Source organism: Phytoactinopolyspora mesophila (genome assembly GCF_010122465.1).
Lineage (GTDB): Bacteria > Actinomycetota > Actinomycetes > Jiangellales > Jiangellaceae > Phytoactinopolyspora > Phytoactinopolyspora mesophila.
On the sequence record NZ_WLZY01000004.1, the window covers coordinates 246,068 to 259,392 of the forward strand.

Sequence of the window (13,325 nt, forward strand, 5' to 3'; positions counted from 1 at the left end):
CTCCGATCATTCGGAGAAGGTAGAGGCGCGGGGCAGGGCTACTGATCGGGGCCGTGACTCGCGAACGCCGGGGGAAGCTCGAGACGCAGCGCGGTCCGGAGCCGGCTCAGGTACTCACTCCTCGAGATCTCGACGACGCCGAGACTCGTCAAATGCGGGGTGCCCCATTGAACATCCAGCAGCCGGCCAGAGGCGCCGTCGGCCCTGAGTATCTCGACCAACGCCACCAGCGCGACTTTGGACGCGTCGCGGCCCCACCGCTGCCGGACGTGGAACATCGACTCACCTGCGAAGAGCCCTCCGATCGCGACGCCGTAGAGCCCGCCGGCAAGGTGACCGTCGCGCGTCCATGCCTCCACCGAGTGCGCCCACCCGAGCCGGCGCAGCCGGCTGTATGCGCCGCGGATCTCGTCCGTGATCCAGGCACCTGGCCGGCTCGGATCCGCGCAGGCCGCAAGCACTTCGTCGAATGCTGTGTCGACGCGGATCTCGAAGCGCCGACAGGCCTGCCGTAGGGAACGGGGAACTCGCAAGCCTCCGAGCGGCAGGACACCACGTGGGTTGGGCGACCACCAAGCCAGTTCGTCCGACCGGCCGAACAACCGGTCCACCGGCATCGGGAACAGGCCGGATCTGTATGCCGCCAGCAGCGTGCCGGGCTCGAGGTCGGCACCGATCGCGATCAGATCGTCATTGCCCGCGTGAACGGCGGGAAGCTCCCACCGGGTTGGGGGTGGCTCGACTGGCACCCGTGTCCTCCCAGGGCTGGTATTTCGCTGGCCAGCTTCCAGGGTATTTCTTCTCGGCAACCGGCTGGTGATTTCTTGCGGGGCACCAGGAGCGGTCCGCGTGTCTGCGTCGTAAGGTGTAAGCATGGGTCTTCGGGCGAATATGGCCATGTGGGCCGGCAACCAGGCGGCGCGCCGCACGGCGCCGGCGGTGGCGGCCCGCGGCGCTCAGCAATTCGTTGACAAGGCGATCGACGGCTTCACCGGCTTTCCCGGTGCCAGGGAGGTCGCCCGTAAGCACCTGGAGCGTCGTCGCGACGTCGATCGCGCCATCCGTGATGTGATCGAGCAGCACGTCAGGCTGGCCGGCGTCCAGGGTTTCGTTGCCAACGTCGGTGGTGTGGTCACCATGCCAGTGGCGATTCCCGCCAACATCGCCGGTGTAGCGGTGTTGCATCTGCGCATGTCCGCCGCCATCGCACACCTGCGCGGATATGACATCGCTGATCCTCGAGTCCGCACCGCTGCGCTGATGACGCTGCTGGGCAGGGACGGTGCCGAGCCGATCAGCCGCGAGAAGGACCTGCCGGCTTCCCCGCACGAGGTCGCGGTCAGTCGCGGCAGGGTGGAACCGGTCACCGTGGAGCGAGTGGCGGCACGGGTCGCCCAGGAACTGGCCGCGCGCATCGGTGGCAAACACGCCACGTTGATGCTCGCCAAGCGGGTTCCGATACTCGGCGGGGCGGTCAGTGCCGGGGTCGACGCCGTCTCAACTTGGTCGGTGGGCCGCTACGCGAACAGTCAGTTCCCGACGCACATCATGGTCGAGCCTGAGCGGCGAAGATAATCGGTTGGCGTCGGTTGCGGGAATCTCTATCGTGAGCGTGTGACCACCGCAAATCTGTCGCCTGTGTCGGAGCGCGCGCAGGCACCTGATCGTCTGCCGGTGCTCCCGGCCACCGAAGGTCTGTCCTGGCGGGCCTTGACTCCCGGCGACGTCCCGGCGTGGTATGCCCTCGTCAGTACGGTCGAGGAACACGATGATGCCGTTGAACGCTCATCCGAACGAGACCTTGCCGACGTGTTCAAGGGCACATGGCGGGACCCGGCGCGGGACAGCGTCGGCGGCTTCGACGCGCAAGGACGGCTTCGGGCGTTCGCTCGCTCGGAGTTCGAGCCGGTCACGGCAGGCACGTTGGCGCCCATCCTGTTCGGCGCCGTCCATCCGGAGTATCGCCGCCGCGGGATCGGGCGCGCTTTGATCGAATGGTCGGAGGCTCGGGCGCGGCAGCAGCTTGGCGCGGTCGATTCCTCTTTGCCGGCGCGGATCCGCGTGTTCACCGACGATCACCATATGGGCGCCAAGGCGCTGGCCGAGAGCACCGGCTTCACCCCATTGCGCTGGTATGTCGAGATGCGGCGCGACCTGGCGCAGCCATTGCCCGGCGTCAATCCTGCAGAGGGAATCCGGATCGAGGGCTACTCAGCTGAGCGCGACGAAGAGGTCAGGGTTACCCACAACGAGTCTTTCGCCCGGGACCATTGGGGCTCCAGCCCGATCAGCGCGGAGTCATGGCAACTCCAAGTGATCAACACCGAGGGGTTCCGGCCTGACTGGAGCTTTGTCGCCTACGACACCGCTACCGGCGGCGTCGTAGGCTACACCCTCGCCAGCGCCTACAAACAGGACTGGGAGGCGCAAGGCTTCAGCGAGGGCTGGACCGACCTCTTGGGTGTGCGACGCGAGTACCGAGGCCGCGGCATAGCCGGCGCCCTGTTGGCGGCTTCGATGGCCGCCTTTGCCGAGTCCGGCATCGAGTACGCCGGACTCGACGTCGACACCGAGAACCCGACCGGCGCTCTCGGCGCCTACACCCGGCTCGGCTACGACCGCTGCCGCACGGGCGTCCTGTACGCCAAGGAACTCAGCTGACCACCCCGGCAGCCCGCGAATCTCCTCGATATCCCTGCCGCAAACGTGACATGAGGCACAGAATGTTGACTATCCTCATAAGTGGAGTCGCATATGAGGACGAGCTTCGTGGATCTGTTCCGGGCCCTGTTCCAGCGCTGGCCCGGTGATGGGCGTGAGCACCATCCGGATCCCTTCGACACCCTCGCCGTTCAGTACCGCCTCTCGAGTGTCGCAGCTGAGATCCACACACTCGAGCGTGACATGCGCCGATGGGCGCGAGGACACCACTTGATCGCTGCCACGGCGGCCTACGAACATCTGCTGTGTGACGCGGCGCGGATGTCCGGGGTGCCGATTCCGGATACCGAAGGCCCCGTCCGCCGGCTGATATTGGAAGCCGAACTTCGCAACCGGGGCTGGGAATGGTGACGCCGCAGGATTCTCGAGTGCCGCTCGGAGTCCACGCTGACTCCTACAGGAGGCTTGCTTCCTGAGACTCCATGTCCAGTAGGAGGCGTTTGCGCTCCAGGCCGCCCCCGTACCCGGTGAGTGCTCCGGATGTGCCGATGACCCGGTGGCACGGGACGATGATCGAGATCGGGTTACGACCATTCGCCATACCCACTGCCCGCGACGCCGTGGGGCGGCCGATTTCTTCCGCGATTTCCCGGTAGCTGCGAACCTCGCCGTACGGGATGGTCCGCAGCGAGGCCCACACCCGGCGCTGGAATGTCGTGCCGGACGGGTTGAGAGGAAGATCGAATTCTTGCAGCTCGCCCGCGAAATACGCATCGATCTGCTTGTGTGCGTCGGCGAAGGTGGATTCGTCACGGACCCACCGCGGATCTATTCCGGCGGGCCCGTGGCGCCGCTCTTCCATGTGCAGCCCGGTGAGGCCGGCGTCGTCCGCTGTCAGTAGTAACTCGCCCACCGGACTGTCGATGGTGGTCCAATAGATCTGAGACATTGTCATTCTCCCGAAGTCGAAGTGTGAGAAGCGGCCGACCAGACGTGCATCAATGCGTACGAGCGCCACGGCCGCCATCGCTCGGCGATCGAGGTCAGCGCATCACCCTCCGTGGGCAGTCCGAGCTGACGTAAGCCGTGGACGACGCCGAGATCGGTGGGGAGGAAGACGTCTGGGTCGTTGAGCGCGCGCAGCCGCACGTAGCTAGCGGTCCACGGTCCGATTCCGGGAACGTCGAGCAGCTGGTGTTCTGCCTCGGCGCGGTCTACGCCTGGATCGAGCCGCACGCGCCCGTCGGCGATCCGGTTGGTGAGCTCATGCAGGGTGCGTTGGCGACTCTTCGGCATGGGGAAAGTCGAGGGGTCGACGCCGGCCAGAACGGCCGGAGAAGGAAACGTGTGTGTCACCGCGCCCACGGGTGCATCCAGCGGCTTGCCATGACTGGACACCAGCCGGCCGGCGACGGTGCGGGCAGCGGCGACCGATATCTGCTGCCCGATCACGGCCCGGACCGCGAGCTCAGCGCCGTCAGCGGCACCCGGTGACCGTCGCCCTGGCGCTGCGTCCACCAGCGGACGCAGCGCAGGATCGGCGCCCAGGATGTGGTCGACCGCCTGTGGGTCGGCGTCGAGATCGAAGATGCGGCGGCACCGGGCAACAGCGGCGGTCAGATCGCGCGGATCGGTCAGGTGCAACACGGCACGTACCCAGTGTGCTTGGGGCGTCAGCTCCGCGACCCCGGGGCCGTGCGGCAACGTGAGGCTCCTGCGGTACGTGCGTCCGCTGACCTCTTCCACGCCGGGGACTGCTCGCAAGGCCAGGAAATCCAGGATGCCGTCCAGGTCGGCAGGTTGCCGGTACGCCAGCCGTAGCTCGATGGTGCCGGTGGGCTCCAACCTGTCGGTTGCCGATGAGCGGCCTGGACGGCTCGCGGCCCGGCGACCCGAGGCCCTGGCCCGCAGCTCGCTCGGCGTCAGCGCGTAGATCTGGCGAATCGTGTCGTTGAACTGGCGGATGCTGGCGAAACCGGCTGCGAAGGCGATCTCGGTTACCGCCATGTCGGTGGTTTCCAGCAGGATGCGTGCCGAGTGCGCGCGTTGTGACCTGGCTATCCGCAACGGGCCGGCGCCTACCTCGTTCGTCAGCGTCCGGTGGAGCTGGCGTTCGCTGTAGCCGAGTCGGTCGGCGAGCCCGGCTACGCCGTCGCGGTCGACGACGCCGTCGGCGATCATCCGCATGGCGCGCGCGGTCACGTCGGCTCGGACGTTCCATTCCGGTGAGCCGGGGGCCGTGTCCGGCCGGCAGCGCCGGCAGGCGCGAAAGCCGGCGCTCTGCGCCTCAGCCGCGGATCGGTAGAAGCGCACGTTGGCTTGTTTCGGTGTCATCGCCGGGCAGCTCGGCCGGCAATAGATTCCGGTGGACGTCACCCCGAGATAGAAGATGCCGTCGAACCGCGCGTCGCGGCCCTGGACCGCTCGGTAGCACACGTCTGCGTCAAGCATGAGTACAGTCTGCGGGCGCGGAACCCCGATTTACTAGCGGAAATCAGACACCGCTCTGGCTGGCCCCCAGCCGCCAGCGCGTGCCTTGCCTCCTCCTGCCGTCACAGGTCGCGAAACGTCTCGATAGTGGCGCCCAGCAGGGACAGTCGCGCGGCCAGGTCCTCGTAACCCCGGTTGATCACGTAGACGTTACGCAGCACGGAGGTGCCCTTGGCGGCGAGCATGGCCAGCAGCACCACAACTGCGGGCCGGAGGGCCGGTGGGCAGATGATCTCGGTCCCGGACCAGTGGGTGGGACCCTCGACCATGACGCGATGCGGATCGAGCAATGTGACCTTGCCTCCGAGCCGGGTCAGCTCGGTGAGATAGATAGCCCGATTCTCGTAGACCCAGTCGTGAATCAGCGTGGTCCCCGAGGCCGTGGCCGCGATCAGGGCGAAGAACGGCAGGTTGTCGATGTTCAAGCCTGGGAACGGCATGGGGTGGATCTTGTCGTGGGAGGGCTTGAGCATGGACGGCCGGACGGTGATGTCCACCAGCCGGGTCTCTCCGTTGCCTGCCCGGTATTCCGCGCTGAGGTCGAAGTCGAGACCCATCTCTTCCAGAAGGGCCAGCTCGATCTCGAGGAACTCCACCGGCGCGCGCGCCACCGTGACCTCGGATGATGTGACGATCGCAGCCGTCAGCAGGCTCATCGCCTCGATCGGGTCTTCCGACGGCGCATAATCGACGTCGCACTCGATGTCTTTGACCCCACGTACTGTCAACGTGGTGGTGCCGATGCCGTCGATCTCGACGCCCAGCCTGGTCAGGAAGTAGCACAGGTCTTGAACCATGTAGTTGGGGCTGGCATTGCGGATGACGGTGACGCCGTCGTTGCGGGCGGCGGCCATGAGCGCGTTTTCAGTGACGGTGTCGCCGCGCTCGATCAGGACGATCGGGCGAGTGGGGCTGGCCGAGTGGTCGACCTCAGCGTGGTAGAAGCCGCCGGTGGCCTTGAGCTCCAGTCCGAATGGGCGCAGCGCCGCCATGTGTGGCTGTACCGTTCTGGTGCCCAAGCTGCAGCCGCCCGCGTACGGGAGCTTGAACTCTTTCTCCCGGTGCAACAGCGGCCCCAGGAACATGATCACGCTCCGGGTGCGCCGTGCGGCGGCGACATCCATGTCGTCGAGATTCAGCCGCTCTGGAGGGACGATCTCGAGGTCGCGTTTGTCGTTGAGCCAGCGGGTCTTGATGCCGATGCTCTCGATGACCTCGATGATCCGGTTGACCTCTTCGATGCGTGCGATGCCCCGCAGTACCGTTTTGCCCTTGTTGAGCAGGCTCGCACACAGGAGGGCGACGCTTGCGTTCTTACTGGTCTTCACGTCGATACTGCCGGAGAGACGCTGGCCGCCGGTCACGCGTAGGTGGGTGGGTCCGGCCTGGCCGACTGAGACGAGCTCGCTGTCCAGCGCTTTGCCGATCCGGGCGATCATTTCCAGGCTGAGGTTCTGATGTCCACGTTCTATTCGATTGACGGCGCTTTGGCTGGTTCCCAGTTGCTCAGCCAGCTGGCTCTGGGTCCAGCCTCGATGCAATCGGGAGTCACGGATTAGGGAACCGATCTGGCCGCTGTAGTCATCTGTCACGAGCGGCCACCTTATCTCACATGTGAGTTACCGGTCGCCCCGCCCTGGGGGGCTCGCGGGTGGACGTTCGCGCGTCTGGAGCGGCACGGCCGGGTACATGGCGTACGGGGATGCGGCCCAACCGTGTCACCTGGCCAAATGATCATGAGGGACTCCGATCTCGGTGGATTTGTCGGCGTGTGGCACCCGGATCTGGTGGGATTTGGGGGTACCGTGTCGGGCATGGCCTCCGTCCGTCATCGCCGCCGCCTGACCGCAGTCCGCGCACTGGCCGTGCTCACGCCAGTCCTGACCGCTGTGGGCGCGTTGAGCGCGTACGCGATGGGGGGAAACTGGCCCGTTGTGGCGGCCGCGGTTGGAGTGGCCGCTTCTATCGTTCTCGGTACTATCGCGTTCCGTCTCGAACGTCGTCTGCGTATCGAGGTCGCTACGGTCCGTGCCGACCAAGCCGCCGAGTACGCTGATGAGCACGCCCGTTATGCCGACGAGCATCGGGAGTTCACCAACCACATGGTTGGGCTGCTCGACGTCGCCGGTGAGCGGATCGATTCCATGCGCGGGCAAGTCAACCAGCTCCAGGTCGAGATCGCCTACACCCGCAGTACGCGCCCCGGCGCGTCGACGCCGAGCAATGAACTGGCTCGGCTTGCCGAGGGCGCCGAATGGAACGACCTTTGGCCTGACCTCTCCGATGCTCCTACCGTCGTCGATCTCGTCGCGTGGGACGACAAGAACCGCAACCTCTTGCCCGAAGCCGAAGAACCGGCTCCGGCGGCGTCTTACGACGAGCCCGAGGAACGCACCGCCTGAGCGGCCGCTTGCCCCTCGGTCTCGCGGTTGTTGGCTAGGGCTTCAGGCCAGCACAACCGTGACGCCGGCGGCCCGGAGTTCCTCGACGATGCCGGCGTCCGCGTCGCGGTCGGTCACCAAAACGTTGACCGAATCAGCATCGCAGATACGGGCGAACGAGCGTCTGCCCAGCTTCTCCGACCCGGCGACGACGACGACACGTCGGGCGCGGCGCACCATCATGGCATTGACGCCAGCTTCGCTCTCGTCATGACAGGAGGCGCCGCTGTCGAGAGAAAACCCGTCGACGCCCAGCATCAGCATGTCCAGCCACAGCTCCTGGAGTACAAGCGTGGCAAGCGGGCCGGTGAGCTCGTAGGACTGAGGCAAAGCGACGCCGCCCAGGATCACGGTGCGGATGAAGGGCCTCAGCACCATCTCGGTGGCGATGTTGAGCGCATTGGTGACAACCGTGACGGCCGGGCGCTGGCCTGCCTGCGCCAGCTCGGACCTGGCGGCCAGTCGCCGTGCCGTGGCCGAGGTGGTGGTACCGCCGTTGAAGGCGACCACCATGCCTGGCTCGACGAGGTCCCCGGCGGCAGCGCCGATGCGCTCCTTCGCGTTCGTGTCTCCGCGCCCGCGATAGCGCACCGGGAGATCGTAGGCCACCGAGGCGGCAACGACACCGCCATGTGTGCGGGTGACGAGTTGCTGTTCGGCCAAGGTGCTGAAGTCGCGGCGGACGGTCGCTTCGGAGACGCCGAGCGACTCCGCGGCGGAGCTGACCGATAGCCGTCCGTGCTCAGCGAGCATGTCGAGCAGAGACTGGAGCCGCTGGGCACGGTCACGGGAGTCGGAGCGCTCAGGTGGGGTTTCGATGAAGTTCATTTCACTGCTCCGGCGGTCAGGCCCGCGACCAGGCGCTTCTCGACAAGCGCGAACGGGATCACCACGGGCACGATGCCGACTATAGAGACTCCGAAGACGTCCTGCCACGCCGAATCGTTCCTCCCACGTGGCGGGCGGGGCGTCGCGGCCGGCTTGGTCGAAAGGTCTACGTTGTAGAACATGAGTGCGTGCCGAGTTCGCAGGAAGTGAGCACAAGGCCGCCGACGATGGCGACGGCCGGCCAGCTTGTGGCCCGTTTCATGTCTGCCTCCTAGGAAGAACGGCTGACGCCGAGCGCACCGGTTCGATTGTTGCACATTTATGACTGATCTAGAGTCGAAACGTTCAACATCTTGCGCTTGGGTCGCATTCTGCCTGCCCCGTCAGTTACTGGTCAAGACTCTTTGGCCATGGCGTACGATTCGGCCACGACGAGCGGGGCGGTTGAACTGCGCGGCCGTGCTCAGCGCCATCCGGAGCGCCGGACAGGCGCGGGCCCGCGAGGTGGGCGACGTGGGTAGCCCGGATGTGTCCACTGCGGAATCAGGCGTCGTTGACGGTGATGAGGTCGACCTCGCTCGGCGGGATGGCCTGACTCTCCGCCTCGACCGATCGGCGGAGGGCGGCGTGGAGAGTGGCGGGCGTCAGGACGCCGAGGTATCGGTCCTCGGCGTCGAGCACCGCGATCCAGCCGGCGTTCCACTGCAGCATCTCGGCGAAAGCGACCTTCAGGCTGTCGTCCAGCCCCACCCATGCCTCCATGCGGCGAGCGTGATCGCGCACGGCCCCGTCGCCCGTGGTCACTTCCCGGCTGATCCATCCAGCAAGGCCGCCTCCGGCATCAAGGACGACCGCCCACCGGGAGGTCCCCATCGCGGCCGCGGCCACCGTGAGGGAGTCGTCCGCCCGGACCACTGGGGGCTGTTCTAGATCCGACACGGTGACCGGCGTGACGGACAACTGCTTGAGCCCGCGGTCGAAGCCGACGAAGTCGGCGACGAAAGGCGTGGCCGGAGAGCCGAGAACGGCGGCCGGTGTGTCGAACTGTTCGAGCCGGCCACCCTGGGCGAACACCGCGATCCGGTCGCCGAGCCGCACGGCCTCCTCGATGTCGTGAGTGACGAAGAGAATGGTCTTGCGAACGTCGCTCTGCAGCCGCAGAAACTCGTCCTGGAGCTGGGACCGCACCACCGGGTCGACCGCGCTGAACGGCTCGTCCATCAACAGCACCGGAGGATCGGCGGCGAGCGCCCGAGCCACTCCGACCCGCTGGCGCTGGCCACCGGATAGTTCGTGGGGGTATCGCCGAGCATAGATGTCCGGGTCGAGCCCGACGAGTGCGAGTAGTTCGTGGGCCCGCTCCTTCCGGCGAGCCCTCGGCCAGCCGCTCAGTTCGGGAACTACAGCCACGTTCTCTTGGATCGACCGGTGCGGGAAGAGCCCGACATTCTGAATCACATATCCGATACCGCGCCGAAGCTTGACCGTGTCGGCGTGAGTGACGTCCGCCCCGTCGACGAAGATGCGCCCGCTGCTCGGTTCGACCAAGCGGTTGACCATCTTCATGGTGGTGGTCTTCCCACAGCCGGAAGGTCCCACCAGGACGACCAGCTCACCTTGCGCCACGTCGAGTGACAACTCGTGGACGGCAACCGTGCCGTCGGGATACTGCTTCGAGACGCCATCGAGACGAATCATCGGCTCTTCTGTACCGTCTTGTGGATGGCGTTGTCCAGGGCCGTTCATACGGTAACCATCCCCGACAATTGCATGGTGCGCAACGACTGGGTCTGTGCCGAGTATGTCCAGACCCGGTCCGACCACATCGTCGACGCACTTCGTGAGCACCTGTGGATCACACTCGTCGCGGTGGCCGTCGGATTCGTCCTCTCGTTCGTCCTGGCGCTCATGGCCAGGCGGTGGCGACGGCTGGCGGCTTTGATCCTCGGTACCTCGACCGTGCTGTACACAGTGCCGTCGCTGGCGATGTTCGGGCTGCTGCTCTCTGTCACCGGGCTCACCTCGACCACAGTGATCGTTGGGCTGGTGCTGTATTCACTGATCATTCTGGTGCGGGGCATCGTCACCGGCCTGGACGGGATCCCCGCCGACGTCCGGGAGGCAGCGGTGGGTATGGGATACGGCACCGTGCGGATGCTGCTGAGAGTCGAGCTGCCGCTGGCGTTACCCACGATTATCGCGGCGCTGCGTGTCGCCACCGTCTCGACGATCGCGATGACGACGCTGGGCGTCATAGTCGGTCATGGCGGCCTCGGCGAGCTCATCTTCAGTGGCCTGCGTAGCAACTTCCGGCCTGAAGTGTTGACCGCGTCGGTGCTGGTCGTCGCGCTCGCGTTGACGGCGGATCTGCTCTTGGTGTTGATGTTGCGGGTAACGACGCCGTGGCGCCGGGGGGTGAGCTGACTCATGAACGACTTCCTCGACGCCCTGCGCTGGCTAGGCAACGCCGATCACTGGAGGGGGCCGGACGGCGTTCCGACCCGTTTCGTCGAACACCTCTGGCTGTCCAGCCTTTCGTTGCTGATCGTTTGTGTCATCGCGATCCCTATCGGACTCTGGCTCGGGCACATTCGCCGCGGCGGAACGCTGGCCATCAACATCAGCAACATCGGCCGGGCGGTCCCCACGTTCGCGGTACTCGTGCTGCTGTTCATGACGCCCCTCGGGTTGTCCGACTGGACGATCATCATCGCGCTCGTCGTATTCGGACTTCCGCCGGTACTGACCAATACCTATGTCGGAGTGCATGAGGTGGATCAAGACGCGGTCGATGCCGCTCGGGGGATGGGCATGGCCGCGACGCAGGTGGTTCGTAAGGTCGAGCTCCCTTTGGCCATACCGTTGATCGTCAACGGCGTGCGGCTGGCTGCTGTGCAGATCGTCGCGACGGCGACCGTCGCCGCGCTGGTGGCTGGGGGCGGTCTCGGCCGGATCATCACCGCCGGGTTCGGACGCGGCGACCGGCCGCAGATGATTGCCGGTGCCATCCTGGTCGCCGCCTTGGCGTTGCTGATCGAAGCGCTGATGGAAATACTTCAGCGCCGGGTGGATCCGCTTCGCCGGAGCGAACGGCGACGGCTCGTCGAGCGGCCCGCGGGAGTCTGAGGTGGAGGATGCCGAAACTCAGTACGCTGGCCGGGATGAACCTGTCAGTGCCGGATAGTTGACTGTACGTACGCGGGCGCTGTGCGCAGTGACCGCCGGACACGCGTGGGGCTACCTATGCCTCACGGGACACAGAAGGCGAACACGAGAGGTTGGTCCAAACTGTCATGACCATGCGACGCACATCGGGCCTGGTCGCCGCCGGCGCGGCTTTGATGCTGGTATTGACGGCCTGCGGGGGTGACGACGACGGCAACACCGTCGATGTCGAACCCGGAGACACCACCACCGACGACGGAGGCGATCCGGACACGGCGGGAGGTTCCGTCACCGTTGGCGGAGCCAGCTTCACCGAGATGGCAATCATGCAGGAGATTTACCGCGAGCTCCTGGAAGACGCCGGTTACGACGTCGGCATCCAATCGGCTGACAATCGCGAGATATATGCCGAGGCGCTGACAGGCGGCGAGATCGACATCGTTCCCGAGTACGCTGCGACCTTCGCCGAGTATCTGAACGTCGAGGAGAACGGGGCGCAGGCGGCGGAGGACTCCCCGATCGCCACTACGGACGCCGCGGAGACCGTCGAAGCTGCCCGGCCCCTCGCCGAAGACCGTGGGCTGGTGATCCTCGAACCAGCCGAGGCGGCCAGCCAGAACGGGTTCGCCGTCGCGGCTGACTTCGCGGAGCAGCACGGCCTGCAGACGCTCTCCGATCTTGCGGCACTGGGTGAGCCGTTGGTGTTCGCCACTACTGAGGAATGCCCGGACCGACCGTTCTGCCAGCCTGGGCTGGAGAGCGTGTACGGCCTCGAATTCAGCGAGTTGCTTCCGCTGGGCTTCGGCAGTCCACAGACCAAACAGGCCGTGACCGACGGAACAGCTGACCTGGGAATCGTCGGCACCACGGACGGTACGCTCGAAGGCCTCGGTCTCGTCCTGCTGGAAGACGACCAGAACCTCCAGCTGGCGGACAACCTGGTGCCGGTGCTCAACGAAGACATCGCTGCTGACCAGGTCCTCGTCGACACTCTCGAGCAACTGTCGGGGGTGCTGACCACGGAAGACCTGGCCATGCTCAACGCTCAGGTGGATGCCGAGCGGCAACTTCCGGAGGATGTCGCGCGGGGCTACCTCGAGGAAAAGGGCCTGATCTGAGTTCTCTCGACATCCTCGACTGGCGACGCCGGGTCGCAGAACTGTACGCCACCGTGCGTGCCGCCTCCGACCCGGCGGCGGGCCATGACATCTGGAAGCGAGCACGCGACGAACTCTTCCGTCGGCACCCGGCCTCCCCGATTCCCGTCGAACAACGGGCCACCTTCGACGGCCTCGCTTACGGCGAGTATCAGCCGGACCTCAGATTCGAGGTTCAGGTTGACACCAACGTGTCACCAGAGCGGTTCGAGGTTCAGACCGGTACCGACGGCCTGGTGCCTTTCCAACGCGTCGGCCGCGTCCACTTGCCGGTCGGCGACTTGGACGTCTGGTGGCTCGACTCGTATGGCGGTGGTCTCTTCATCCCGCTCAAGGACGCCTCGGCGGGCAACATCACCTACGGTGGCGGACGGTACCTGCTGGACACCGTCAAAGGCGCTGATCTTGGCGGACACCCGCGGAACTACCTGGTTGTCGACCTCAATTTCGCCTACAACCCGTCATGCGCGTACGACCCCATGTGGGCCTGCCCGCTGGCCCCGCCCGGTAACACCATAGAGGCGAAGCTCGATGCGGGTGAGCTGAAGCCTTCGCCTGGCAAGCAATCCGGTCGCCAATAGCG

The 13,325-nt window shown here is 65.9% G+C and carries 14 protein-coding genes and 1 pseudogene; 8 read left to right on the plus strand and 7 right to left on the minus strand.

The features are described 5' to 3' along the window. Window positions 1–38 precede the first annotated feature (38 nt). The gene (gene aat, locus F7O44_RS13495) at window positions 39–749 is read right to left on the minus strand and encodes a leucyl/phenylalanyl-tRNA--protein transferase (RefSeq protein WP_222851334.1); all 711 of its coding nucleotides are present in this window, start codon (window positions 747–749) and stop codon (window positions 39–41) included. A 124-nt stretch (window positions 750–873) separates the two neighbouring features. Between aat and F7O44_RS13500 the strand changes: the two genes are divergently transcribed. From F7O44_RS13500 to F7O44_RS13510, 3 genes are all read left to right on the plus strand, one after another. Then, entirely contained in the window at window positions 874–1,575 is a 702-nt protein-coding gene (locus tag F7O44_RS13500) for an EcsC family protein (RefSeq protein WP_162450772.1), read from the plus strand. Window positions 1,576–1,614: 39 nt separating this feature from the next. Next, entirely contained in the window at window positions 1,615–2,661 is a 1,047-nt protein-coding gene (locus F7O44_RS13505) for a GNAT family N-acetyltransferase (protein WP_162450773.1), read from the plus strand. A gap of 93 nt (window positions 2,662–2,754) precedes the next feature. Further along, window positions 2,755–3,072 carry a hypothetical protein gene (locus F7O44_RS13510; RefSeq protein WP_162450774.1) on the plus strand — a complete coding sequence of 106 codons (318 nt, stop codon included), beginning with the start codon at window positions 2,755–2,757 and terminating at the stop codon, window positions 3,070–3,072. A 43-nt stretch (window positions 3,073–3,115) separates the two neighbouring features. Here the strand turns inward: F7O44_RS13510 and F7O44_RS13515 are convergent, their stop codons facing one another. The 3 genes from F7O44_RS13515 to F7O44_RS13525 form a co-directional block, all read right to left on the minus strand. Further along, window positions 3,116–3,610, minus strand: coding sequence for a methylated-DNA--[protein]-cysteine S-methyltransferase (locus tag F7O44_RS13515; RefSeq protein ID WP_162450775.1), 495 nt, complete (start codon window positions 3,608–3,610; stop codon window positions 3,116–3,118). Window positions 3,611–3,612: 2 nt separating this feature from the next. Beyond that, on the minus strand, window positions 3,613–5,112 hold the full coding sequence (locus F7O44_RS13520; protein ID WP_162450776.1) for a DNA-3-methyladenine glycosylase 2 family protein: 1,500 nt from the start codon (window positions 5,110–5,112) through the stop codon (window positions 3,613–3,615). Window positions 5,113–5,213: 101 nt separating this feature from the next. Beyond that, a complete protein-coding gene (locus F7O44_RS13525) occupies window positions 5,214–6,743 on the minus strand; it encodes a UDP-N-acetylglucosamine 1-carboxyvinyltransferase (protein WP_162450777.1) in 1,530 nt (509 codons plus the stop codon). A gap of 222 nt (window positions 6,744–6,965) precedes the next feature. Between F7O44_RS13525 and F7O44_RS13530 the strand changes: the two genes are divergently transcribed. Further along, entirely contained in the window at window positions 6,966–7,553 is a 588-nt protein-coding gene (locus F7O44_RS13530; protein ID WP_162450778.1) for a hypothetical protein, read from the plus strand. Window positions 7,554–7,595: 42 nt separating this feature from the next. Here the strand turns inward: F7O44_RS13530 and F7O44_RS13535 are convergent, their stop codons facing one another. The 3 genes and pseudogenes from F7O44_RS13535 to F7O44_RS13545 all read right to left on the minus strand — a co-directional run bounded on the left by F7O44_RS13535 (window position 7,596) and on the right by F7O44_RS13545 (window position 10,118). Next, window positions 7,596–8,420 (minus strand): DeoR/GlpR family DNA-binding transcription regulator, encoded by an 825-nt coding sequence (locus tag F7O44_RS13535; protein ID WP_162450779.1) that lies wholly within the window; start codon window positions 8,418–8,420, stop codon window positions 7,596–7,598. Then, window positions 8,417–8,545, minus strand: a pseudogene (locus tag F7O44_RS13540) (carbohydrate ABC transporter permease); the annotation flags it as partial. The gene F7O44_RS13535 and the pseudogene F7O44_RS13540, both read right to left, overlap by 4 nt. Before the next feature lie 418 nt (window positions 8,546–8,963). After that, on the minus strand, window positions 8,964–10,118 hold the full coding sequence (locus tag F7O44_RS13545) for an ABC transporter ATP-binding protein (RefSeq protein ID WP_162450780.1): 1,155 nt from the start codon (window positions 10,116–10,118) through the stop codon (window positions 8,964–8,966). A 24-nt stretch (window positions 10,119–10,142) separates the two neighbouring features. Here F7O44_RS13545 and F7O44_RS13550 point away from each other — a divergent pair, with 24 nt between their 5' ends. The 4 genes from F7O44_RS13550 to F7O44_RS13565 all read left to right on the plus strand — a co-directional run bounded on the left by F7O44_RS13550 (window position 10,143) and on the right by F7O44_RS13565 (window position 13,323). Then, window positions 10,143–10,844 (plus strand): ABC transporter permease, encoded by a 702-nt coding sequence (locus F7O44_RS13550; protein ID WP_162450781.1) that lies wholly within the window; start codon window positions 10,143–10,145, stop codon window positions 10,842–10,844. Window positions 10,845–10,847: 3 nt separating this feature from the next. Continuing rightward, window positions 10,848–11,546 carry an ABC transporter permease gene (locus tag F7O44_RS13555; RefSeq protein WP_162450782.1) on the plus strand — a complete coding sequence of 233 codons (699 nt, stop codon included), beginning with the start codon at window positions 10,848–10,850 and terminating at the stop codon, window positions 11,544–11,546. Between the two features lie 173 nt (window positions 11,547–11,719). Then, complete coding sequence (locus F7O44_RS13560; protein WP_222851336.1) at window positions 11,720–12,703, plus strand: ABC transporter substrate-binding protein; 984 nt, start codon at window positions 11,720–11,722, stop codon at window positions 12,701–12,703. 53 nt (window positions 12,704–12,756) lie between these two features. Then, window positions 12,757–13,323 carry a DUF1684 domain-containing protein gene (locus F7O44_RS13565; protein WP_222851337.1) on the plus strand — a complete coding sequence of 189 codons (567 nt, stop codon included), beginning with the start codon at window positions 12,757–12,759 and terminating at the stop codon, window positions 13,321–13,323. The last annotated feature ends 2 nt before the right edge of the window (window positions 13,324–13,325 follow it).

Bases quoted from the DNA above. Each gene is read 5' to 3' on its own strand.
- F7O44_RS13535 (WP_162450779.1), bottom strand. From the start codon at position 8,420: ATGAACTTCATCGAAACCCCACCTGAGCGCTCCGACTCCCGTGACCGT.
- F7O44_RS13510 (WP_162450774.1), top strand. From the start codon at position 2,755: ATGAGGACGAGCTTCGTGGATCTGTTCCGGGCCCTGTTCCAGCGCTGG.
- F7O44_RS13500 (WP_162450772.1), top strand. From the start codon at position 874: ATGGGTCTTCGGGCGAATATGGCCATGTGGGCCGGCAACCAGGCGGCG.
- F7O44_RS13545 (WP_162450780.1), bottom strand. From the start codon at position 10,118: ATGATTCGTCTCGATGGCGTCTCGAAGCAGTATCCCGACGGCACGGTT.
- F7O44_RS13515 (WP_162450775.1), bottom strand. From the start codon at position 3,610: ATGTCTCAGATCTATTGGACCACCATCGACAGTCCGGTGGGCGAGTTA.
- F7O44_RS13555 (WP_162450782.1), top strand. From the start codon at position 10,848: ATGAACGACTTCCTCGACGCCCTGCGCTGGCTAGGCAACGCCGATCAC.
- F7O44_RS13550 (WP_162450781.1), top strand. From the start codon at position 10,143: ATGGCGTTGTCCAGGGCCGTTCATACGGTAACCATCCCCGACAATTGC.
- F7O44_RS13530 (WP_162450778.1), top strand. From the start codon at position 6,966: ATGGCCTCCGTCCGTCATCGCCGCCGCCTGACCGCAGTCCGCGCACTG.
- F7O44_RS13560 (WP_222851336.1), top strand. From the start codon at position 11,720: ATGCGACGCACATCGGGCCTGGTCGCCGCCGGCGCGGCTTTGATGCTG.
- F7O44_RS13520 (WP_162450776.1), bottom strand. From the start codon at position 5,112: ATGCTTGACGCAGACGTGTGCTACCGAGCGGTCCAGGGCCGCGACGCG.